Below are 21121 nucleotides of genomic sequence, written 5' to 3'. Positions count from 1 at the left end.
CATCTAACGTGCGATCGATGCTCGCTTCAACAAAGCTTCCTGGAAGCAATGAACTTCATTATTCCGCAAATGATCTCCTCCAGCGGAGGATCCGCACGGCCCATCGACGAGCGGTCGCGCGCTGCGCGGTAGGCGTTACTGTTGTAGCGCTTGAACTCCATTGACGAAATGTTGTCGACTGAATCCACGAGAAAGTCTAGGAGCGGATAGATAGGGTCGGCGCGGGTGCATCGGCGGATCACCTCCGGCACGAAATCGGGCAGGTCGAACATGTCGAACTCGCTGCCGATTTCGCTGCCGATCAGCTCTGTGATCATCGACATGGTTTCGAGCGCGTCGCGCACGACGTGGAAGCTCTGGCCCAGCGTATCGTCGAGCCCGGCAATGGCGACCATATTGTCGGCGGTCACATCGGCGGGCATGAAGCTGACCTGGTTGCCTGCCGTGACCCCGAGCCCATGTTTGATCATGAAACTCAGGAGTCGAATGGTGATGTCGAGATTGCCGCCTCCGCCGCTCAGCGCCGGGGTGATCAGCGCCGGGCGGAACACCCGCGCTCGGAGACCCTGCTCCATCGCCGAAAAGACCTTTTGCTCGGCAACCCATTTCGACTGGCTGTAGCCAAAGTCGAGCTTGTCCATTCCGTCGTTGCGGTCACTCTCATACAGAAAATCCCTAGAGGCCCAGCCGAAAATGAAAGTGGTCGAGACATAGTTGAGCACCTTGGCGCGCCCGTCAAAGCAGAGGTCGAGCACAGCCGAGGTGCCTTGCACGTTGGCCTCGCGCATGTGGTCGTAGTTGAGCAGGTAATTCACCAGAGCGCCATTGTGCCAGATCGTGTCGATCCCGGCAGCGAGCCGCTCCCAGTCTGCCTGCGCAAGCCCGAGGCGCGGCTGTTCGAGGTCGCCCAGAACGACGTGGACGCGGCTCTCGAACGCAGAGCGGCTTTGTGGGTCGGCGATGTTTTCGGCAAACGCTCGGGCCAGCCGCTGATGGGCATCGGTCATGTTGCGCCCGCGCACCAACACGTGGAGGTCGGCCTCGGACTGACGCAACAGCGTGTCAATCAGGAACGGGCCCAGAAAACCCGTGCCGCCGGTGACCAGGGTCCCGAGCGCCGGTGCGTCGGTCGGCACCCGCATGCGGTGGCGCGGTGTCTGGTAGGCGCAGTCGGCCAGCATCTTCGCGCGTTCGGCGTCTAGCTGCGCTTCAAAGGCGTGAGCGAAGAACTCTGTCATCATCGCGGTGGCGGCTTCGGGTGCGCTGTCGAACAGGCGGGCGATGCTGAACAGCTCGCGGATCGAGATCGCCGAGAGCAGGCGCGGGTTGACCCGTTCGGCCAGCGCCGGCGCGCCGCGCTCAAGCAGCGAATCCTTGATCCAATTGAGGAAAACAACAAGGTCGAGTGAGTCGATGCCGACATCGAACAGAGTGAATGCCTCCTCGCCGGTCAGGCCATAGCGGTCTTTGAGAAGCTCGAGTTCATAGACGTCGGCCGCGCCCTTCGTGTCCTGCCCGCCGAGCGCATGGCGGGTGTCAACCAGAACCTGGAGCCCGCCGGTCTGCAACAATTCGCGGGTGCGGGCCCGGCGCACTTTGCCCGAACTGGTCCGCGCAACCGAGCGTGGCGGCACAAAGACCACCCGCGCCACCGGCACCTGCAACCCTTCGCGGATCGCCCGCACGATCCCGGTCTCGTCCGGCATCTCGCGGCCGCGCGCGACCTCGGCGACCAAGGTGATATCATTCTCGGAGTCGTCGCCAGAGGCGAAAGCGACGACACCGTTGCGGCGCAACTCGGGCAGTGCCTGCCGCGCCAGTGCCTCGATGTCTTCTGGATAGATGTTCTGGCCGCGGATGATGATCATGTCCTTGAGGCGGCCGCAGACGAACAGCTCACCGTCGTGGAGGAAGCCAATGTCGCCAGTACGCAGGAAACCTGCCGGGGTGTCGGGCGCATCGACCAGCCTTGCTTCGAAAGTGTCGCGGCTGAGCTCGGGTTTCTGCCAGTAGCACTGCGCGCGCCCCGCGCCCGCCAGCCATATCTCTCCGGTGTGCCCTTTGGCGACCTCGATGCCGCTGTCCGCATCTACGATGCGGATCTCGGTATCGCCCAGGGGCCGACCACAGCTCATCAACGGCAGCGCGTGGCTGACGCCGGTGGTCTCGGTGATCAGCGACACCTGCCCCTGGGCAAGATGCCGACGGTCGACCGAGACCGCGTGGCGGCCATAGCTCGTGACCGCGAGAGTGAATTCGGCCAGACCGAAAGCCACGTAGAACGCCTCGTGTTTCAGTCCGCAGACGGCGAACTTGCGGCGGAATGCTTCGAAGTTTTCCGGCAACACAGGTTCGGCGGCGACCATGAAGAACCGCAGCGACGACAGATCATAACGGTCGAGGTCGGTGGTGGGCACACGGCGTTCGTTGAGGCAGAGTTCAAGCGCGAAATTGGGCACCGAGGTCGCCGTCGCCCGGTAGCGCGACAAAAGCTCGAGCCAGATCGCCGGCTTCTGGATAAACGACTTGGGCGAGAGGCCATAGGTCGTCCCGCCCGAGAGCGCGATGTAAATGAAATACCCGATCAGCCCCATGTCGTGGTGCTGTGGCAGCCAGGTGACCGCAACCGGGTGGGCGTGATCGACGACAGCGCGGCAATTGGCGATCAGGTTTTTATGGCTCACACAGACTCCCTTGGGGTGGCTGGTAGAGCCCGAGGTGTATTGCAGAAACGCAATCGGGTGGGGCCGGTGTTGCACCTGCGCCTGCGAGTCGGTGGCGCGTGCTGTCGTGTCGATCACCGGCAGCGCCCGCAGTCGCCTGGCAGCGGCCTGCGGCACCGGGTCGGTGTGACGGTGGCAGCCCTCTTCGAACAACTCCAGAGTGCGGTTGCAGGCGAGCCAGGCGGCGGCGGCGCTGTCTTCGAGTATATGATCGAGGCGGCCGGTCCAGGCGACGAAATCGAACGGGCTGAGCGGCGGCGTCGGCACGGCAACGAGGCCAACCTTGGCGCAGGCGAAGAGCGCGGTGATGATCTCGATGCCCGGCTGGTAGGCAAGGATTACCCGGTCGCCGACTGCTAGCGCCTTGTTTGCGGCCAGGTCTGCGGCGATTGTGTCGACCCGCTGCGCAAAGGCCGCGTAGCTGAAGTTTTCCAGGGTCTCCCCGCGGACGTCGAGAAAGGCGAACAGAAGGCGGTCCGGCTGGCGCGCGCCCCAATCCTCCAGGATGGCATTGATGTTTGCAGTCGGCGATGGAGGAAGGTTCACTGTGTCTGGTGCTTTCGGGTGATATGGGCCCGAACAGGCCCCAGCGGACTGAGGATGAATTTTGGATCGATGCCGGGTGTATTTCCGTCCAAAAATGTGACGTCATATTGGTCAACAAAGCGATGGAGCAAAGTGAAAATCTGAAGCTTCGCGTAATTGACCCCGATGCACCGGCGCGGGCCGGCACCGAACGGGATGTGGAAAAACTCGCGGTGCTGCCACAGGCTGTTGTCGAACCGGTCGGTTTGGAACTGGTCGGGTTGGGACCACAGCGTCGGGTCGCGGTGCAAACCATAAAGGAATATCACGATTGTGGTGCCACGCGGGATCGGCACGCCCGCGATCATGTCGTCGGCCAGCGCCACCCGGTCGATCATCCAGAACGGCGGGAACATCCGCAACGCCTCCTCAACGATCGAATTGGTCCGCGGCAGGTTCTCGATATCGGAGAACACCGGCGCGCGTTGCCCAAGCACTTCGGCAAACTCAGCGGTGACAATGTCGCGCTCCCTTGGGTTGGCATCGAGCAACAGCATCAGCCAGGTGAAGGCGTTGGACGAGGTTTCGTGCCCGGCCACGAGAATCTGCATCGCTTCCGCCAAAACCTGGGGCAGGGTGAGTCGCGCGACGCTGTCGGTGTCGGGATCGGCCATCTCGAGCAGGAGGTCGAGCAGATCGGGCGTGTCGCTAGCCGGGGCCTCCAGCCGTTCTTCGATCCGCGCCTGCAACAGCGCATCACCGCTTGCGCGGTCGCGCTGCTGGCGGGCCAACTCGCCGCTCAGCTGCCACCACGGCCGCAGGAACGGCATCACCACCAGCTTAGTCATGAACGCCTGGATCGACTTGATCAATCCGCTCAGGGTGCCGATGTCGTCCAGGGGGAAGGACATGCCGAAGAACGAGCGGGCCGCCATCGCAAAGGTGATCAGCGTCACCTCTTCCTTGAACGAGACCTGACCCGCCGCCGCCCGCGCCTCGAGCCCTAGGAGCGCGTCCTGAAGCGCCGCCTCGATCGCCGGGCCGAGGCCGTCAAGGCTGTGTGGGTGGAACGCTTTTGCCAGCCGCTGGCGCTTCGGTCGCCAGTTTTCCCAGCGGTCCGTTAGCAGGCCCTCACCGAGAAACTCGGCCATGATCCCGGTCTGGATCTCGGATTTGTGGAAATTTTTGTGGTTGGTCTTGAGCACATGGCGGGCGAAGACCGGATTGGTTGTGATCAGGGCATCGCGCACGCCGCCGAAACTGTAGTGAAAGCTCGGGCCGAGCCGGTCGACGTGGCGGGCGAGCACCGACACCGGGTTGGCGATCATCGCCCGGGCATCCCGCACGCCCTGCCAGCGAGGCACACGCGGAACCGGTGTGTGTCTGGCCGGTTCAGACATTGAGGACTCTCCGCGCCCTGCCTGCCTGTTGGCCGGTTGCGAGCCGCGCGACCGGCCAACACGGCCTGATGGTTTGGCGGGTGTTCATCGATCCAAGTCTCGGTCAAAGCACGGTGGATCGGGGCGGGCGCGAAGGCTGCCGAAACGTCTTGCCGCCTGCGGAGCTGGGACGGGTCTTGGAGGCAAAAAAAGGCCTCGCACTAAGTAGCCAGCGTACTGTTTCATCCGCGCAGCATGCCACCGTTCATCGGGTGTCGGCAAGTCTCCCGAAGATTGCTCAATGACTTGATTTCCACCACTTCCACGAAAAGACTCATGGGCGTAGAGTCAAGCCGGAAAAAACGTCTGAGACGCAATCAAATTAATAATGCTAGGACAGATTCTTCAATAGCCCATCCATCGTAGATCCAAAAGAGTATTTTAAGGTCCTATGTGAAGTGGTTAGGGCCAACTGTATAATCGGGGGGAAATTGATCGTCGGTCGCGTATCCGTGCCGGCAAAGGTATAGATGGGGTTGATGCCGAGAGGTGGTCCTGAATTTTCGACCAGTTTGCCGCCGGTCTAAGCTATAGCATGGGTTTCATTTTCAGGCAGCGGCTTTCAGGTTCGGGGCCCGACTATCATATGCCTCGCCCGGCGTCAGCAGCCCGTGGGATGAGTGCGGGCGCTTTTCGTTGTAATAGGCGATCCAGGCGCCGAGCCCCTCTCGGGCTTCAGAGCCGGTCTCGAAGGCGTTCAGGTAGACGCACTCGTATTTCAATGATCGCCAGAAGCGCTCGATCATCCGATTATCGATCCAGCGACCGCGGCCGTCCATCGAGATCTTCACCTTGGCGTCGTGCAGCACGTCAGTGAAGTCGGTGCTGGTGAACTGCGAGCCCTGGTCGGAGTTGAATATTTCTGGCGGGCCGTATCGGGCCAGCGCCTCCTTCAGCGCCTCGACGCAGAACCCGGCATCCATGCTGTTCGACAGCCGCCAGCTCAGAACTTTCCGGCTGTGCCAGTCCATGACCGCCACAAGATACAGGAAGCCCCGGCGCATGGGGATATAGCTGATGTCGGTACACCAGACCTGATTGCGGCGGGTTATGGCCAGCCCCTTGAGAAGGTACGGGTAAATCTTGTGCTCGGGATGCTTCCTGCTGGTCTTCGGCTCCTGGTAGATCGGAACCAGCCGCATGAGCCTCATCAGCCGCCGGACCCGGTGGCGCCCGCATCTGTGCCCTTCCCGCTGCATGTGACGGGCCATTTGCCGCGAGCCGTACCAGGGCGTCTCGAGGAACTGCCGGTCGATGATTTCCATGAACGCCAGGTTCTCAGCGCTTTCGCCGCGCGGGTGATAGTAGAGGCTGGAGCGCGCCAGCGACAACAGGCTGCACTGCCGCCGGACGCTGAGATCGGGATGATCCTGCTTCACCGCTTTCTGCCTCCAGCGCCGAGGATGAGACTGGAGGCATCGGCCAAAAAATCCCGCTCCACGACCAGCTGGCCGATCTTGGCGTGGAGCTTCTCGACATCCTTCTCGGAAATCGCCGGCTCGGCCGAGGCGCCACCGCCAAACGCCGATGCCATGTTCTCGATCACCGTTCTCTTCCATCCGCTGATCATGGTCGGATGGACGCCGTACTTCTTGGCCAGCTCGGCCGTCGTCAACTCTTCACGGATAGCTTCAAGCGCAACCTTGGCCTTGAACTCCGCAGAATAGCGTTTCCGCTTCGTCATATGGTGGTGTTCCTTCGTCAGTCGCTACAGCTTAGCAACTGGTCCGAAATCCTGCGACCACCTCTATCTAACCGGCTCAATCCTGCTTCCTCAATGCTTGTTGGCCTGCTGACTAGCCGCGCAGAGTGCTGTTCCGCAGCATTTCCTTGATGCTCTGGTACAAGGAGGCTTTGAAGGACGGGTCTTGGGAGTGGAGTTTGTACAGCTCGAGCTCTTCTTTCCGTCGCCGTAACATGACATCTTTCATGATCTTCTCGAATGCTAGATCGCGCGAGAATGGATCCGGATTTTCGCTAAACTTTTCGTCGTAATCGGGATGCGCCTGCACGCTGTCGACGATGTTAAGAAACTTCACGCGTTGCTCTTCCGGTGTCGCGCTCCATCCCTGAAACCAGCGTTCATTGAAGCTTCGGACGATCTCTTCGAGCGGATCTTCCTGGACCTCGCCTTCACGATACCCACGCGGATTGGGGTTTTGTGGCTCAAGTTCTGACTCAGAAGCGTCCAGCCCGATGGCGTGGTTCAACTTCGTTCGCTCAAGGCCGTACGAGGAGAGGTCGACGGCTTCGAGCAGTTCGTCGAGTGCATCTTGGTTCGGATCCTGAATCTTCAGTTTCGGGATGAGGAACTTAATGAACCAGAATAGCTTCTCCCAGGCCAGCACCTCGAAGGGCATTATGGATGCCATCTGGCCGTAGACCTTCACGAACTGCTTGGCTTTGATCTTGTAGTCGATCTTATCCTTGTCCTCGAGATCCAGCTCTACGTTGAACCGCTCCGCCGCAGCGTCAATCAGGGGGCTGAGCGTCTGCGCATCTTCCCCATCAAAAAAACGGGTACAGAACTCCTCGACTTCGGACCACTCGTAGACGCCCGCCTCGTCGAGTGTCGCCTTCAGCTCGTGCAACACGTTTACGTCGGTTGCCTCTGACAGCGTTGTCACGGTGAAGAATGGATCGAAGGCAGCCTTGATGTCATCGGTAGAGTTGAAGAAGTCGAGAACAAACAGGTCTTCAGTCCGCTTGCCCAACTTCGGCGCGGAGCGATTGAGGCGCGACAATGCCTGTACTGCCAGTACAAACTGCAATTTTTTGTCAACATACATGGCGCAGAGCTTCGGCTGGTCGAAGCCGGTCAGATATTTATTCGCCACGACCAATAGGCGGAACTCGTCCTTGTCGAACTCCTTCCGCGTCTTGTCTTCTGGGAAGCCGTTCATCTCGGCCTCAGTGTACTTGATCCCGTCGACCTCTTTTTCTCCAGAGAAAGCGATCAGGGCCTTGAAGGGATTCCCGCGCTTCGCCAGCTCCGCCTGCACGGCCTTATAGTAGCGGATCGCCATCTCGATGTTTTGAGTGACGATCATGCCCTTCGCCTTGCCGCGTAGCTTCTTGGCATTCACGACGTTGTCCATAAAATCCTCGACCATGATCTCGGCCTTGGTATTGATCGTCTGCTGGCTGCTCTCCACGTAAGCCCGCAGCTTCTTTTGCGCCTTTGCCGTGTCGAAAAGCGGGTTGTCTTCGATAGACTTCTGGATCTCGTAGTAGCCCTTGTAGGTCGTGTAGTTGGCTAAAACGTCGAGGATGAAGCCTTCCTCGATCGCTTGCTTCATGCTGTAGAGGTGGAAAGGCTTAAAGGTGCCATCAGACTGCTTCGTCCCAAATTTTTCCAGTGTCGTGTTTTTTGGCGTTGCGGTAAAGGCGAAGTAGGAAGCGTTACCACGCATCTTGCGACCTTGCATAGCGGCAAGGATCTTATCCTGTGCGTCCACTTCGTCGGGATCTCCGCCGCTGCCCATAGTCTGGTTCATCTTGTCGCTGGCGAGGCCACTTTGGCTGCTGTGCGCCTCGTCAATGATTACAGCGAAGCGCTTGTCGCTTAGGTCTGCGACGCTTTCGTAAATAACCGGGAATTTCTGGATGGTCGTGATGATGATCTTCTTGCCATTTTCCAGTGCGGCTTTCAGGTCAGCGGACCGCATCGCGGGGGCGACGATGTTCTTCACCTCGGAAAAATCGCTGATGTTGTCGCGCAACTGCTTGTCCAGCAGGCGGCGGTCCGTCACCACGATTACGCTGTCAAACAGCGGCGCATCCAGCGCCCACGCGCCTGGCAGGTCCAGACTTGCTGGATAGCTCTCGATCAGCTGATAGGCGGCCCATGTGATGCTGTTCGACTTGCCCGACCCGGCCGAGTGCTGGATCAGATAACTGTAACCAACGCCATGCGTTGCGGTGTGGTCCAGCAACTTTCGAACGACATCAAGCTGTTGATAGCGGGGGAAGATCAGGGACTTCTTGGCCAAAGGGTCGGTCTTGCCGCCTTCCAGCAAGACAAAATGCTGGATGATCCCGGCCATGCTGGCGGGCTGGAGGACTTCTTCCCACAGATAGGGGGACTGTTGCGTTAATCCGTAGAGGTTGGCGGAGCGCCTCTATGGCTGTATTTTATGCGGCCAGGCCGAACATTTCGTGGACGAAGGCGATCTCGCCCTGGACGCCCGGTTTCATGTTGTCGATGTGGTGGTTTTTGATGGTCCGGATGGCTTCGATGGCGCGGAGTGTCGATTTGGCGGATCTCAGCGTACGGAAGCTTTGTCGATATCCAAGCAACCGCTTCAGCGCCGCATGATCACTTTCAATCCGGTTGTTTCTCCACTTCTTGTCGATATGGGTGATGCTGTCGAACTGGGGATCGTAACGTCGGTTCTCGTCCTGGATCACCTTTCGGTAGGTGGGCGCCTTGTCTGTGCATATCGTGACTGGGCGATGAAGCCTGACCTTCTCGATCGCCCTGCGCAGAAAGGCTTTCGCAGCTTTCGCATCGCGCCGGGCAGTGAGTCTGAAATCGATCATCTGTCCATGCCGATCAATTGCCCGCCAGAGGTAGCGCCACTTCCCGCCAACGCGGACATAGGTCTCGTCCACGTGCCAGTCCAGGCTGATCCACCGCCGCCGCTTGTCAGTCTCGTCAGCCAGCCGTGGTCCGAACTTCTGCACCCAGCGGTAGACCGTCGAGCGATCAACATTCACACCGCGTTCAGCCAGCAAATCCGCTGTGTCCTGGTAAGACAAGGGATAGCGTAGATACATGCGAACGGCACAGAGGATGACGCTCGCGGGGAAACGGTGGCGCTTGAACGGTTGCTGGCTGGACATGATCTACCTCGTGTTCTCCGCATGGTTAGAAAAAACAACGACTAACGCAACAGTCCCGTTCGGGGACGTTTTCGGGGTTCATATCACCCGTCGGATCTCCTCTTGGCGCGCGAGGCACAGATGTCGCGCCGTGCGGCTCCTTTCCCCAGCCTGTGGAGAATCCGCCGGTGTTGGGTCCGCCCCTCAGTCCGGGTCGAAAACGTATCCCAGACCGCGGACCGTCCTGATCAAACGAGGCTTCTGGGGGTTGGTTTCGATCTTTCTGCGCAGCCGGGAGATCCGGATATCAATGCTGCGGTCGAACGGATCCCACGAGCGGTCATGCGCCTGCTCAAGGATCTGGTCGCGGTTAAGAACGCGGGAACGGTTTTCGGCAAAGAGCTTGATCAGGCGAAATTCCATGGCCGTCAAAGGAACCTCCTGCCCGTCCTCCTGAAGTAATTTCGCGGCCCCGAGATCCAGCGTGTAAGGTCCGAACGGAAGGGCGTCGGTTTCGCCGTTCATGGCAAGTTCCGGGCTCTGTACCGGGGCGCGCCGAAGGACAGCCTTGATCCGCGCTTCGAGTTCGCGCAGGTCGACAGGTTTGCCGAGATAGTCGTCGGCACCCATTTCGAGCCCGACAATCCGGTCGATGGTCTCACCCGCGGCGGTCAGCATCACCACCGGCGTGCGATCCTCGACCCGCAATGTCCTGAGCGCGGACAAACCGTCCTCGCCGGGCATGTTGACGTCGAGCAAAATCAGATCCACGTCCTGTACGGCGATCAGGTTTCGCATCGCGGCCGTGTCATGGACCGCAAGCACCTTGAAGCCGCGCTTTCCGAGGTATTCTTCCAGCATCTCGCACAGGTCGACTTCGTCGTCACAAACGAGGATCGTGGTCGTCTCGTTCTTCGTCATGCGCTTCCTCCATGGGCGAGAATTTCGGACACGAAATCACGCAGTTCCGTCGGCGAGACGGGTTTCTCAAGATAGGGCCTGCCGGAGTCACGCAGCAATGCCTGGGACGTCCGGCCCAACGTGTCCCCGGTGACAAATCCCATTTGTCCCAGCAAGTCGGGATAGTCGCGCCGCACCGTTTCAAACAGTTTCCGGCCATCCGTGTCGGGCATGTTCAGGTCCGAGATAATGCAATCGGTCTCTCCAAGCGACAAGACTTCGAGCGCCTCGGCGCCGGAATACGCCACACGGACACGGAAGCCCGCGCGTTCCAGAACCTCGCCATGAAGATCCGCCACATCGGGTTCGTCATCGACCACCAGAATACGCGATTGCACCGGGCGGACCGGTTTTCCCTCCGCCGGCGCGTCGGCGTCGGCGGCGATCGGCGGCAGATCGACGACGATGCGGGTGCCATCGCGATAGTCGGTGTCCAGCCGGATCTGGCCCCCATGTGTCTGCACGACACGATGACACCATGTCAGCCCGATCCCCTTGCCATTGCCGATCCCACGGGTGGAAAAGAATGGTTCGAAAATCTTTCCAGCGATGTCTCTGGACACGCCCGGCCCATTGTCGGCAACGGCGATACGCACATGGCCCGAGCGCGGGTTCAGCCCGGTTTCGATGACCACGCGCCCCGGCCCGTCGGTGTCGGACAGGGCAGCGTGCGAGTTCTGCAGCAGGTTGATGAGCACTTGCGCAAGCTGGTTGACGTCGGCCCTGACTTTTGGAAGCCCCGAGGCGAGCTGCAGGTCAATATCCAGATCCAATTCCATGCCACTATGGCGCAGGACGTCCACCGCCGTCCTGGCAATATCGTCCACACAGGCGGGCGACATCTCGGCCGGTTCCTGACGCACCATCGAAAGATAGGTTTTTACGACATCCGAACACTGCCCGGCGGCGTCCTCGATCTTGCGGGCGTGTCTTTCCACCTCCGGGCCGGCCCCTTCCTCCCGCAACATCAAGGCATGTCCCCGCACCACAGAGAGCGGATTGTTGAGGGCATGGGCGACATTGGCCAGCACCCCGCCAAGTGCGCTCAACTTCTCGTTCTGGAACAGGCGCTCGCGCTGACGCGCCATATCCATTTCCATTTCGAGTTGATCGGTCAGATCGCGGGAGAATGAGACAATGACGTCGCGGCCTTCATAGTCGATCAGCCGGGCAGAGACCGCGCCCCAGAAGGGACGGCCGTCCGGGTCAAGGAAACGCGCCTTGAAATCGTTCACGAACCCGTTTTTCCGCAGCGCCGTGAGGAAATCATTCCGGTCCGCCGGATCGGCATAGAAGGATCGGGTATTCGGGTTGTGCCCGAACATCTTGTCGATTTGCGGTCCCCGGAACAGGACGACCCCCGTTTCCGCCTCGGTCATCAGGATCGGTGCGGGGCAGTTCTCGACCACCTTGCGGATGATGTCCCCTTGGCCAATCTGCTCGCGAAGGTCGATCAAAGTGGTGACCGCGCAGGTCTCGCCGGCGAATTGCGTCATCCGACCGCTGAACGACATCGGAACCGTCTGTCCATGCCTGTCAACAAATTCGATCCGCCGGTCATCGACCTTACCGGTGCGGCGCAATTCCTGAACGTAACTGTCGCGGTCGGCCGGGTCGAGATAGTGTTCACGCGCAAATGTCGTCTTTCCAAACAGCTCCAGCGCCGCTGGTGAGCGATACAGGATGAGACCGTCGCGCAGGCGGGCCATCACCACCGGCACCGGGTTGGTATCAAGGATTGTCCGCAAAAGTTCTTCGCTTTCGCGCAGCATCCGGGCTGCGTGGTTTGCCTCGGTCACATCCGTCCGGATGACGATGAACCCGCCCGACGACACGGGATTGTAGCGCACCGAATGGACGCGTCCGTCGCTGTGAGGCTGAACAATCTCGCGAGACTTTGGGCGACCGACATTCGCCTGCCACTCCGCCTCCCGCGCGCTGGCATCTGCATAGAGTCCGCTGGCGACGCAAGCCTGCAACATGTCCTCCCACCGCAAACCCGGCACGATCATCTCGGCGATCGGTTCCAGCATCTCCGCGAAACGCTCGTTGCAGGTCACAAGCCGCCGGTCGGCGTCGAAAACCGCAATTCCCTCGGCCAGGGCGTCGATGGCTTCCATCGGGAAACTGTTGCCGGTCACGTCGGGCTTTCCGATATGTGGAACTTCATTGGTCATTCTTCCCGGCTAAGCCATCGATGTTTCACGTCGTTTTCAACTGCTGCCGGTTTTGTTTCAAATGTATCAGCCGCGCCGGGCACTGCCGCTGCCAAATCGAAGAATAATCCATTAAAAACAGACATTTACCAGGAGTTCCTTGCCCACCGCCCGTTGAAATCCTTGAAACGCCAAACCTCGCAAACGGACATGCGACCGCAACACGGCCCGCACAATCTGGCGTCATCGGCCAGTCAGGCCATCCCGAGACAGACCAGGAAGGACGAAACCGATGGACGCCTCCACAAACACAACGTTCCACATCGATGCCGCGATGGACATCCTGCTGCCGCCCCGCAGCGCGCGCCGGACGCCGCACACACATCACCGTCTGGATGACCTCGGCGTGGTAAAGACATTCACGGCCGACCCTCGGCGCACCACCAGCAGCGTTTTTGGCTGATCTTCGTTTTCCAACAGGAGTTCCCACCTCATGACCGGCATCAAGGCTTCGATTCTCGACACGATCGGCAACACCCCCATCGTCCGCATCAACAACATCGCGCCGGAGGGCGTCGAGCTTTACGTCAAATGCGAAGCGTTCAATCCGCTCGGCTCGGTCAAGGATCGTCTCGCCCTCGGCGTGATCGAGGCCGCCGAACGTGACGGCTCGCTCAAGCCGGGCCAAACAGTGGTCGAGGCGACCTCCGGAAATACCGGTATCGGCCTTGCCATGGTCTGCGCCCAGAAGGGCTATCCCCTGGTGCTCGTCATGGCCGAGAGCTTCTCTGTCGAGCGTCGCAAGTTGATGCGATTCCTCGGGGCGAAGGTGATCCTGACTCCGGCCTCTGAAAAGGGGACCGGCATGGTTGCAAAGGCCAGGGAACTGGCCGAGGAACATGGCTGGTTCTGGACCCGGCAATTCGACAACCCCGCTAATTCGGAGGTCCATGCCCGCACAACGGCCATCGAGATCCTCGACGATTTTGGTGAACAGGGGCTGGACTACTGGGTATCCGGTTTCGGCACCGGCGGCACGATGAACGGGGTCGCGAAGGTGCTCAAGGCGCGCTCTCCAAACACCAGGATCGTTGCCGCCGAACCTGACAACTCCGTCCTTCTGGCCTCGGGCATCGCGCAGAGTTTTGACACCGATGGCGCGGCGAACGGATCGCACCCGAATTTCCGCCCGCATCCGATGCAGGGCTGGTCCCCCGACTTCATTTCGCAACTGGCGCAGCAGGTGCTCGACGCGGGCCATATCGACACGTTCATGGCAGTTTCAGGGGACGATGCGATGCAATGCGCCAAGGATCTGGCAGCGAAAGAGGGCATTTTTTGCGGCGTCTCGTCCGGCGCGACCTTTGCCGCCGCGCTCCAGATCGCGAAATCGGCGCCGAAAGGATCGAAGATCCTCGCGATGCTGCCCGATACCGGAGAGCGCTACCTCTCCACCCCGCTCTTTGCGGATGTTCCCGAAGAAATGACCGAGGCAGAGATGGCGCTGTCCCGCTCGACACCGAATTACCGCTTCGACGTCACCGCAACGCCCGCGCCCGCCGCCGCGCCGACACCGGCGGCCCCGGATGCCCTGGCCGAAGTCGAGGCGATCATTGCCAGCAAGCCGGTGGTGATCTTCGCGCTGGAATGGTGTGAGTTCTGCTGGTCCGTGCGCAACATGTTTGCCGAGGCGGGGATCGCCTATGACAGCGTCGATCTCGACTCGGTGGCCTTCCAGGACGGCAACAAGGGCACGCAGTACCGGGCGGCCCTGCGCGAGATCACCGGCGCCCCGACGATTCCGCAGGTCTTTGTCGGCGGCCAGCACATCGGCGGTGCCTCGGAAACCTTCGACGCCTTCAACTCCGGCGCGTTGCAGGCTGCGCTTGGCGCTGCCGCGGTCTCCTTCGACCCCGAAATGTCCCGCGACGCTTATACCTTCCTGCCCAAGTGGCTGCATTCCCGTTGAGATCATGAAACGAACCGCTGCCTGACTGTCGCATCGCAGGCTAAGCAACGTGCGACCGAATACGGCCTCGGGTGTCACGCGGCCGTTGCCCCCGGATCCGTCCGGGGGCAACAGCGTTGCCTGCTTGCCAGGATCACCGCCGACGATCTGCTGGACCTGCCACAGGACGCCTCAGTCGGCTTCGCCACCGGGGCGACAATGGCGGGCTTCATTTGTCTTGCCGCCGCTTGCACTGGACCTGGCGAAACTGCCCGGTGTAACGCATCACAATGAGGTCGGCCTCAACCAGGTCACGATTTCCTACCACGAGGATCGGAACAGGCTGAACCTGTCCTCCGAGATGGAGCAGTGGCTCAACCTCGACCCGCGAAACGTCTTCCGCACGGCGGACTGGAAAGGCGAGACAGCGCTGCGAATCTCGCTGACCCCCTGACAAAACGGGAGACGAGCGTGCCCGGCAGCTCGCCGCCAGAATAACACGCCATTGGAGAGAGATCCGGATCGCTTCATCCGTGCGCTGACGCCGGTGCATATCCGTTTCCGAACGCCCTGCCGGTCTCCGGCGGGGCGTTCTGGTTTGCGCATTCCTGACTTTGTTTCAGTCAGTTACACACCGCCCGGCTTGGTTACATTTGAAACGCGCAGGCGCCCCTCCTGACCGCTTCCTGAAACGCAACCCCCGTAGAACTGCACTCACGGTCCAATTGGAACCGCCCCCTCCGGTCCCCCGCGGACCCCAACAACAGGACGATACAAGATGAACACCCAAGCAATGGAAAAGCCCGCAAAAGTCGCCAAGAACGGCGTCGACGTTCCCACCCTTCTGGCCACCATTGGCGTTGTGAAGGATGCACCGCCTGCCGCTCAGTTCCAGTTTCGCGCCAAGGGCGAATGGGTCAGCGGCACGCATTCCCGCGCCACGGTCAACGGTTTCTTCGGCGCCGGTGAAGAGCAGGGTCGCGCGCAGGATTTCGTCATCGAAGGCGATCACCCGGCCGTTGTCTGCGGGGCCGACAAGGCACCGACCCCGATCGAATACCTGCTTTCGGCGCTGGCGGCCTGCCTGACCGCAGGTGTCGGCAACATCGCTTCGGTCCGCCAGATCGACCTCGAGTCCGTGGAAACGACGGTCGAGGGCGACATCGACATGCAGGGCATTCTCGGTCTCGACGACAACGTGCGCAACGGTTTCAACACCATCCGCGCGACCGTGAAGATCAAGGGCGATGCCCCTGCCGAGGCGCTTGAACGGGTGGTGCAGCAGTCCATCGCCCGCTCGGCCGTTTTCGACATGCTGACCAATGGCACGAAGCTCGACGTGACCGCCGTCGCCGCATGATCCGCACTCTCCGGCGGCCCTCCTCCCCCGCCGGAGACCCCCCAAACCGCACCGCAAAAGGAAAAACGCCATGAAACGCCCCGCTTTCCGCAACGCCATCGCCAAGGCGATGGGCTTTCCCCCGATCCTGCCAAACCGCAAGGCCGGTTGGATTGCCTGAGCCGAGAGGACGCCTTCATGATCCGTTTGAGCCCGCACATCCGCCATCGCGGCAGCACGACCCTCCTTGGCCGCTGCCCGCATGCCGGTCGCAGCGCAATCGCCCTGGTTTCCCGCCACGACCTGATGTCCGCAATCGGCTCGGCGACGGATCGCTGACCCATCCTTTTACCTGAAAGACCGCTCCAATGGCCCGCAAGACAGACGTTCTCATCATCGGTGCCGGACAGGCCGGGCTCGCTCTGAGCCGGCACCTGACCGACCTGGATATCGACCATGTGATCCTTGATCGGGGTGCGGTCGGGCAGCGTTGGCGTGCGGAACGCTGGGCCTCGCTGCACTTGCTGACGCCCAACTGGATGACGCGCCTGCCGGGCTGGCGATATGACGGCGACGATCCGCAGGGCTTCATGCACAAGGACCAGGTGGTCGGGATGCTTGGCCGATATGCGCGGTCCTTCGATGCCCCCGTCGCGGAGTTCACCGAGGTCGAGAGCCTGCGGCAGACGCCCGCCGGCTACCGCATCCGCACCAGCAACGGCACGTACGTCGCCCGTTCGGTCATCATTGCAACCGGCGCCTGCGACCGTCCGGCGGTACCCGGCTTTGCCGCGTCAATCTCTCCCGCGATCGCGCAGGTCACAACGCGTGACTACATTCACCCGCGCCAACTGGAGCCTGGCGGTGTGCTGGTGGTCGGCGGTTCCGCCACGGGTGTGCAACTCGCAGAGGAAATTCACCTGGCAGGCCGTCCCGTCACGCTGGCAGCCGGCGCCCATGTCCGGCTGCCGCGCCGCTATCGCGGTCGGGATATCCTTGACTGGTTCGACCGCTGCGGGATGCTCTCGGAAGCGCGCGACCCGGCAGTTCCGGCGCACAAGGCGCTGTCGCAACCCTCGCTGCAACTGATCGGTTCGGACCCGCCGCGCGATATCAACCTGCGGTCCCTCTCGCGACTGGGAGTCCGCTGCGTCGGGCGGGTTGTCGGTGCCGATGGGAACCGGGTTGGTCTGGGCGGCACCCTGGCCGCCGATGTTGCTGAAGGCGAATTGCGGCGCAAGCGCACGCTGGAACGCGTTGACACCTTCATCCGGGTCAACTCCGACCAGGCCGAACCAGCCCCGCAGGAAGATGCCCCCTTCATCCCGCAAGATGCCGCCCTACGGGAACTGGATCTCGCCGCCATGGATATCCGGACGATCCTCTGGGCAACCGGTTTCCGGCGCAGCTACCCTTGGCTCGACATTCCCGTTCTCGACCGGACGGGAGAGATCATCCAATGCGGCGGCATCACACCCTGCGCCGGTCTTTATACGCTTGGCCTGCCCTTCATGCGCAGACGCAATTCCACCTTCATCGACGGTGCCGGGCAGGACGCAGCCGACATCGCCACCCATATCCTGCGCCATCTCGACAACTCGGCCCACGCCGCCGCCTGACACAGGGAGCCGCCAATGACCCATCTCTCCAATGCCGCCCACTATGACGCCCTGATCGTCGGGGCCCGCTGTGCCGGGGCCGCCACCGCAATGCTGCTGGCCCGCGCCGGTGCGAAAGTGCTTGTCGTTGACCGCGAACCTGCAGGGTCCGACACGATGTCCACCCATGCGCTGATGCGCTGCGCTGTCGAACAACTTGACCGCTGGGGGCTTCTGGAAAACCTGATCGCTGCCGGAACCCCACGGGTGCGCTGGACCACCTTCCACTACGGCGCCGAAAGCTATCCCGTGGAGATCCGGCCCAGCGGCGGGATCGATGGGCTCATTGCGCCGCGCCGCAGCCTTCTTGACGGCGAACTCGTGACGGCCGCACGCGCCGCCGGGGCAGAGGTTCGGCACCGGACATCGCTGGTCGGCCTGGTTCATGATGCGACAGGGCGTGTTCGCGGCGCGCGCCTGTCCCCCGCGCAAGGATCAGACTACGAGGTTTCGGCAGATCTTGTCATTGGTGCCGACGGCCGCCGGTCCACCCTTGCGCGTCATGTCAAAGCGCAGACACTGATCGAAACGCCCAACCGTTCCGGCTGCGTCTACGCCTATTTCGAGGGCATCCGGGACCGTGGCTATCAGTGGTTCTACGATACACGGGCAACCGCGGGCGCCATCCCAACGAATTCCGGGCTGCACTGCGTCTTTGCCGCTGTCCCGGACGGTGTGTTTCGCGCCGCGCGCAGCGGTGCCGATCCGAAGGCTCTGCTTCTGACCCTGGCAGCCAAGGCGAATGCCGAAGTGGCCCGCGAGTTGGTGGAGGCGGACCTGCGGGAACGCCCCATCCTGTTTTCCGGTGCCAACGGGCATTTGCGGCAGAGCCAAGGACCGGGGTGGGCACTGGTAGGCGATGCCGGCTATTTCAAGGATCCGGTTTCGGCGCATGGCATCAGCGACGCATTGAGGGATGCTGAACTCCTGTCCCGTGCGGTTCTAGGGGCCAAACCCGATGCGCTTGCCTCCTATCAGGATACCCGCGACGCGCTTTCACGCGACCTGTTCCGAACCACGGACCGGATGGCGTCCTACGACTGGTCCCTGCGCGGGATGCAGCGCCTGCACATGCAGCTGAAAGACGCGATGAAAGCCGAACTGACCTGGATGCGGGAGAACTTCGAGCCGGTTGCAACAGCTGCGTGACGGACACTGAAACAATCGAAACACCCGCCGACAGCAAGCCGAAACAGTCACCCGGTAGACCAAGGGAAAGCAACAACAGAGACAGTCCCATGCCCCAAGAATTTATCCACACCAACACCATGACCGCTGCCACTGGTCTTCCGGTCGTCCTTCTGCACGGAAGCGCGATGACCGCCGATACCTGGAAGGGCCTTCGCGGCTATATCGGAGCCCGGTTCGACGTGTGTACGCTCGATGTCTCCCGGATCCGCCAACTTGCCGATCTCCAGGCCGGGACCGTTCCGTCACTGGACGAACTGACCGAGGTGGCCGTGGCGGAACTGGCGCGGATCGGCACCCCGGTCCATATCGTCGGGCATGACTTCGGTGCGGTGCTGGCATTGAAGATCGCAAGCGCCTATCCCGGCGTTGCGGGCAGCCTGTCGCTGATCGAGCCTACAGCCTACAACGCTGTTTTGCCCGACTGTCAGGCAGGCTGGCAAACGCGGCAGGAGGTGCGTGCAACGGTCGCCATTATGCGCGCCAGCCTGATTGAAGGCGATGGGTGGCGCGCCATGCAGAACTTCATCGATCTGGTGCACGGTCCGGGAACATGGGACCGCACTTCGCGCGCGCATCGCACGGAACTGGCCCTGCGGGCAGGAGAGACCCTCGCCGATCTCATGGCGATTTCGGGCGACCAGATGGGTCCGGTGAGCCTGGCAGGGGTCGTCTGTCCGACATTGCAGGTCACGGGTGGCAAAACGTGCTGGATGAACAAACAAGTGGCGCAACAGTTGCGTGTCGCGGTGCCTTTCCTGCGCGACGAGATTATCGCTGATGCTGGACACCTCCCGCATCTGAGCGATCCCCATAGAGTCGATCCTCTTGTTTACGATTTTCTTGTGCGCGCCAACGCACAGTGGCAGGATACCCGGATTAACCTGCGGCACGCTGCCTGAACCGGCCAATCATTCTTGGTGAAATGGAGGGAAGGACTTTGGAAAAGACCCTTTATGACAAGTATGGCGGCTTTTCTACAGTCAGCCGGATTGTCATGTCGCTCTACGACAAGCTTCTGGAAGATGACGATCTGGGTCCGTTTTTCGACGATGTGGACATGCCGAAGCTGATTGATCACCAGACCAAATTCGTTGCGTCCCTGATGGGCGGACCGGCTTCTTTTACCGATACGCATATCGAACGGGCCCACCGCAACATGACAATCGCAGATAGCCATTTCGATCAACTGAAGACGCTTGTGGACAACACGCTTGCCGAATTCGACGTGGAAGCAGAAGACATCCAGACCGTGCTTGGTGCTTTCGAGTCGCGGCGGAACCTTCTGGTCAAGGCCTGACATGTCGATCGAAGCAATCAATGAACAGTTGTTGCGCGCCATCGGTGTCGGCGTGGCGCTCGTCGATCTAGGCACGATGGAACTCAAGTTCCGAAACGACACCTTCCTTGATTGGTTCGGCGGCGCGGAGGCGAGCAGTCGCGTGGCGGACCTGTTTCCCTCGCTGGACCCCGAAGCCCTGGCGGCCAATCTACAATCCGACGGAAGTTTCACCTCGGAAACAAGCTTCAAGCTGAAGCGCCGGCGCATGACCGTGGCGCTGGAGTTCACCCGAACCAACGATCCCTCCGAACGGATTGCGGTGCTGGTGTGTCAGAACATCACCCGCATCAAGGAACTGGAATCGATGATCGACTCCTATTCGATGATGGTGGAACGCAACACGCACGAGATCAAACGCGAGAAGGAACAGGTCGAGAAGCTTCTGCTGAACATGATGCCGCGCTCGGCTTACGAAGAGTACAAGTCCTTCGGTGTCGTTGCGCCGCGGGTCTTTGACTCCGTTTCGGTGCTGACGCTGGATTTCGAGGATTTCGACCGCATCCTGGAGGCCAACGACCCTGCGGTTATCGTCAGTGAACTCAATGACATCTACACCGCTTTCGACCGGATCGGAGAGCAGTTCGGCTGTGAACGCGTGCGCACGAATGGCGACAGCTACTTCGCCGTTTCCGGGGTGCCGGACCCGGTTCAGAACCACTCAGAATCCGTGGCGAATGCTGCCGTGCGCTTCCTGCGTTACCTCGCGCGGCGCAACGAGAGCCATCCGATAAAGTGGAACGCGCGGTTGGGGCTGGCATCGGGTCCGGTCATCGGCTCTGTGGTCGGCGTTCAAAAATACATCTACGATGTTTTCGGCCCGGCGGTCGAACGCGCCAGTCGCACCCGCGCGCTGGCGCCGCCAATGGCGATTGCGGCCCATGTCAGCATCCGCGACCTGCTGGATTCCCGTTTCACCCTGGCGCCCCTGGTTCCCAAGCAGTCTCGTCCTGCGCCTCAGGAGGGGCTTTTCCTGCTTGCCGAATCCGCGGCTCCTGAGGCGCAGGGGACGTTGTGAAACC

General features: G+C 61.1%; 18 protein-coding genes and 1 pseudogene. 11 read left to right on the top strand and 8 right to left on the bottom strand.

The genetic code is table 11. From position 1 onward, the window contains the following. Nucleotides 1–26: 26 nt before the first annotated feature. The 8 genes from H8B03_RS06710 to H8B03_RS19105 form a co-directional block, all read right to left on the bottom strand. Nucleotides 27–3269: an AMP-binding protein gene (locus H8B03_RS06710; RefSeq protein WP_193140958.1), complete on the bottom strand. Its 3243-nt coding sequence runs from the start codon at nt 3267–3269 to the stop codon at nt 27–29. Beyond that, nucleotides 3266–4648, bottom strand: a complete 1383-nt coding sequence (locus H8B03_RS06705) for a cytochrome P450 (RefSeq protein ID WP_193140957.1) — start codon at nt 4646–4648, stop codon at nt 3266–3268. The genes H8B03_RS06710 and H8B03_RS06705 overlap by 4 nt, the downstream gene beginning before the upstream one ends. 587 nt (nt 4649–5235) lie before the next feature. Beyond that, nucleotides 5236–6371 (bottom strand): IS3 family transposase gene (locus H8B03_RS06700; protein ID WP_226925753.1). Its coding sequence is split into 2 segments (ribosomal slippage): nt 5236–6104 and nt 6104–6371, totalling 1137 coding nucleotides; the frame shifts between segments, so codons are not numbered across the junction. A 112-nt stretch (nt 6372–6483) separates the two neighbouring features. Further along, nucleotides 6484–8733 (bottom strand): type I restriction endonuclease subunit R, encoded by a 2250-nt coding sequence (locus H8B03_RS06695; RefSeq protein ID WP_226925752.1) that lies wholly within the window; start codon nt 8731–8733, stop codon nt 6484–6486. A gap of 88 nt (nt 8734–8821) precedes the next feature. Continuing rightward, entirely contained in the window at nt 8822–9532 is a 711-nt protein-coding gene (locus H8B03_RS06690; protein WP_193140956.1) for an IS6 family transposase, read from the bottom strand. A 183-nt stretch (nt 9533–9715) separates the two neighbouring features. Then, the gene (locus H8B03_RS06685) at nt 9716–10432 is read right to left on the bottom strand and encodes a response regulator (protein WP_193140955.1); all 717 of its coding nucleotides are present in this window, start codon (nt 10430–10432) and stop codon (nt 9716–9718) included. After that, nucleotides 10429–12648 carry an ATP-binding protein gene (locus H8B03_RS06680; RefSeq protein ID WP_193140954.1) on the bottom strand — a complete coding sequence of 740 codons (2220 nt, stop codon included), beginning with the start codon at nt 12646–12648 and terminating at the stop codon, nt 10429–10431. Before H8B03_RS06680 ends, H8B03_RS06685 begins: the two co-directional genes overlap by 4 nt. Continuing rightward, nucleotides 12645–12773: a hypothetical protein gene (locus H8B03_RS19105; RefSeq protein WP_264299179.1), complete on the bottom strand. Its 129-nt coding sequence runs from the start codon at nt 12771–12773 to the stop codon at nt 12645–12647. The genes H8B03_RS06680 and H8B03_RS19105 overlap by 4 nt, the downstream gene beginning before the upstream one ends. A gap of 146 nt (nt 12774–12919) precedes the next feature. Here H8B03_RS19105 and H8B03_RS06675 point away from each other — a divergent pair, with 146 nt between their 5' ends. The 11 genes and pseudogenes from H8B03_RS06675 (at nt 12920) to H8B03_RS06630 (ending at nt 21117) form a co-directional block, all read left to right on the top strand. Next, nucleotides 12920–13090 (top strand): hypothetical protein, encoded by a 171-nt coding sequence (locus tag H8B03_RS06675; RefSeq protein WP_193140953.1) that lies wholly within the window; start codon nt 12920–12922, stop codon nt 13088–13090. A gap of 30 nt (nt 13091–13120) precedes the next feature. Continuing rightward, a pseudogene (gene cysK, locus H8B03_RS06670) lies at nt 13121–14158 on the top strand (cysteine synthase A); the annotation flags it as partial. Between the two features lie 96 nt (nt 14159–14254). Then, nucleotides 14255–14596 (top strand): glutaredoxin domain-containing protein, encoded by a 342-nt coding sequence (locus tag H8B03_RS18960; protein WP_319022450.1) that lies wholly within the window; start codon nt 14255–14257, stop codon nt 14594–14596. Between the two features lie 217 nt (nt 14597–14813). Beyond that, nucleotides 14814–15029, top strand: coding sequence for a hypothetical protein (locus H8B03_RS06665; RefSeq protein WP_193140951.1), 216 nt, complete (start codon nt 14814–14816; stop codon nt 15027–15029). 324 nt (nt 15030–15353) lie between these two features. Further along, nucleotides 15354–15935 carry an OsmC family protein gene (locus tag H8B03_RS06660; protein WP_193140950.1) on the top strand — a complete coding sequence of 194 codons (582 nt, stop codon included), beginning with the start codon at nt 15354–15356 and terminating at the stop codon, nt 15933–15935. Between the two features lie 177 nt (nt 15936–16112). Beyond that, nucleotides 16113–16253 carry a hypothetical protein gene (locus tag H8B03_RS06655; RefSeq protein ID WP_193140949.1) on the top strand — a complete coding sequence of 47 codons (141 nt, stop codon included), beginning with the start codon at nt 16113–16115 and terminating at the stop codon, nt 16251–16253. Nucleotides 16254–16282: 29 nt separating this feature from the next. Further along, nucleotides 16283–17533, top strand: coding sequence for an NAD(P)/FAD-dependent oxidoreductase (locus H8B03_RS06650; protein WP_193140947.1), 1251 nt, complete (start codon nt 16283–16285; stop codon nt 17531–17533). A gap of 15 nt (nt 17534–17548) precedes the next feature. Further along, nucleotides 17549–18721, top strand: a complete 1173-nt coding sequence (locus H8B03_RS06645) for an NAD(P)/FAD-dependent oxidoreductase (protein ID WP_193140946.1) — start codon at nt 17549–17551, stop codon at nt 18719–18721. An 89-nt stretch (nt 18722–18810) separates the two neighbouring features. Continuing rightward, nucleotides 18811–19662: an alpha/beta fold hydrolase gene (locus H8B03_RS06640; protein ID WP_193140944.1), complete on the top strand. Its 852-nt coding sequence runs from the start codon at nt 18811–18813 to the stop codon at nt 19660–19662. Nucleotides 19663–19700: 38 nt separating this feature from the next. Beyond that, nucleotides 19701–20060 carry a truncated hemoglobin gene (locus H8B03_RS06635; RefSeq protein ID WP_193140943.1) on the top strand — a complete coding sequence of 120 codons (360 nt, stop codon included), beginning with the start codon at nt 19701–19703 and terminating at the stop codon, nt 20058–20060. Nucleotide 20061: 1 nt separating this feature from the next. Then, on the top strand, nt 20062–21117 hold the full coding sequence (locus H8B03_RS06630) for an adenylate/guanylate cyclase domain-containing protein (RefSeq protein ID WP_193140942.1): 1056 nt from the start codon (nt 20062–20064) through the stop codon (nt 21115–21117). The last annotated feature ends 4 nt before the right edge of the window (nt 21118–21121 follow it).

This window comes from Meridianimarinicoccus sp. MJW13 (assembly GCF_014901205.1).
Classification (GTDB): Bacteria; Pseudomonadota; Alphaproteobacteria; order Rhodobacterales; family Rhodobacteraceae; genus Meridianimarinicoccus.
Note: the sequence above shows the minus strand (reverse complement) of the source record. Positions and strands in the feature narration are given on the sequence as shown.

Coding starts and splice junctions, on each gene's coding strand:
- H8B03_RS19105 (WP_264299179.1), bottom strand. CDS start 12,773: ATGTCTGTTTTTAATGGATTATTCTTCGATTTGGCAGCGGCAGTGCCC.
- H8B03_RS06660 (WP_193140950.1), top strand. CDS start 15,354: ATGAACACCCAAGCAATGGAAAAGCCCGCAAAAGTCGCCAAGAACGGC.
- H8B03_RS06630 (WP_193140942.1), top strand. CDS start 20,062: ATGTCGATCGAAGCAATCAATGAACAGTTGTTGCGCGCCATCGGTGTC.
- H8B03_RS06705 (WP_193140957.1), bottom strand. CDS start 4,648: ATGTCTGAACCGGCCAGACACACACCGGTTCCGCGTGTGCCTCGCTGG.
- H8B03_RS06690 (WP_193140956.1), bottom strand. CDS start 9,532: ATGTCCAGCCAGCAACCGTTCAAGCGCCACCGTTTCCCCGCGAGCGTC.
- H8B03_RS06655 (WP_193140949.1), top strand. CDS start 16,113: ATGATCCGTTTGAGCCCGCACATCCGCCATCGCGGCAGCACGACCCTC.
- H8B03_RS06685 (WP_193140955.1), bottom strand. CDS start 10,432: ATGACGAAGAACGAGACGACCACGATCCTCGTTTGTGACGACGAAGTC.
- H8B03_RS06675 (WP_193140953.1), top strand. CDS start 12,920: ATGGACGCCTCCACAAACACAACGTTCCACATCGATGCCGCGATGGAC.
- H8B03_RS06645 (WP_193140946.1), top strand. CDS start 17,549: ATGACCCATCTCTCCAATGCCGCCCACTATGACGCCCTGATCGTCGGG.
- H8B03_RS06680 (WP_193140954.1), bottom strand. CDS start 12,648: ATGACCAATGAAGTTCCACATATCGGAAAGCCCGACGTGACCGGCAAC.
- H8B03_RS06650 (WP_193140947.1), top strand. CDS start 16,283: ATGGCCCGCAAGACAGACGTTCTCATCATCGGTGCCGGACAGGCCGGG.
- H8B03_RS06695 (WP_226925752.1), bottom strand. CDS start 8,733: ATGGCCGGGATCATCCAGCATTTTGTCTTGCTGGAAGGCGGCAAGACC.
- H8B03_RS06640 (WP_193140944.1), top strand. CDS start 18,811: ATGCCCCAAGAATTTATCCACACCAACACCATGACCGCTGCCACTGGT.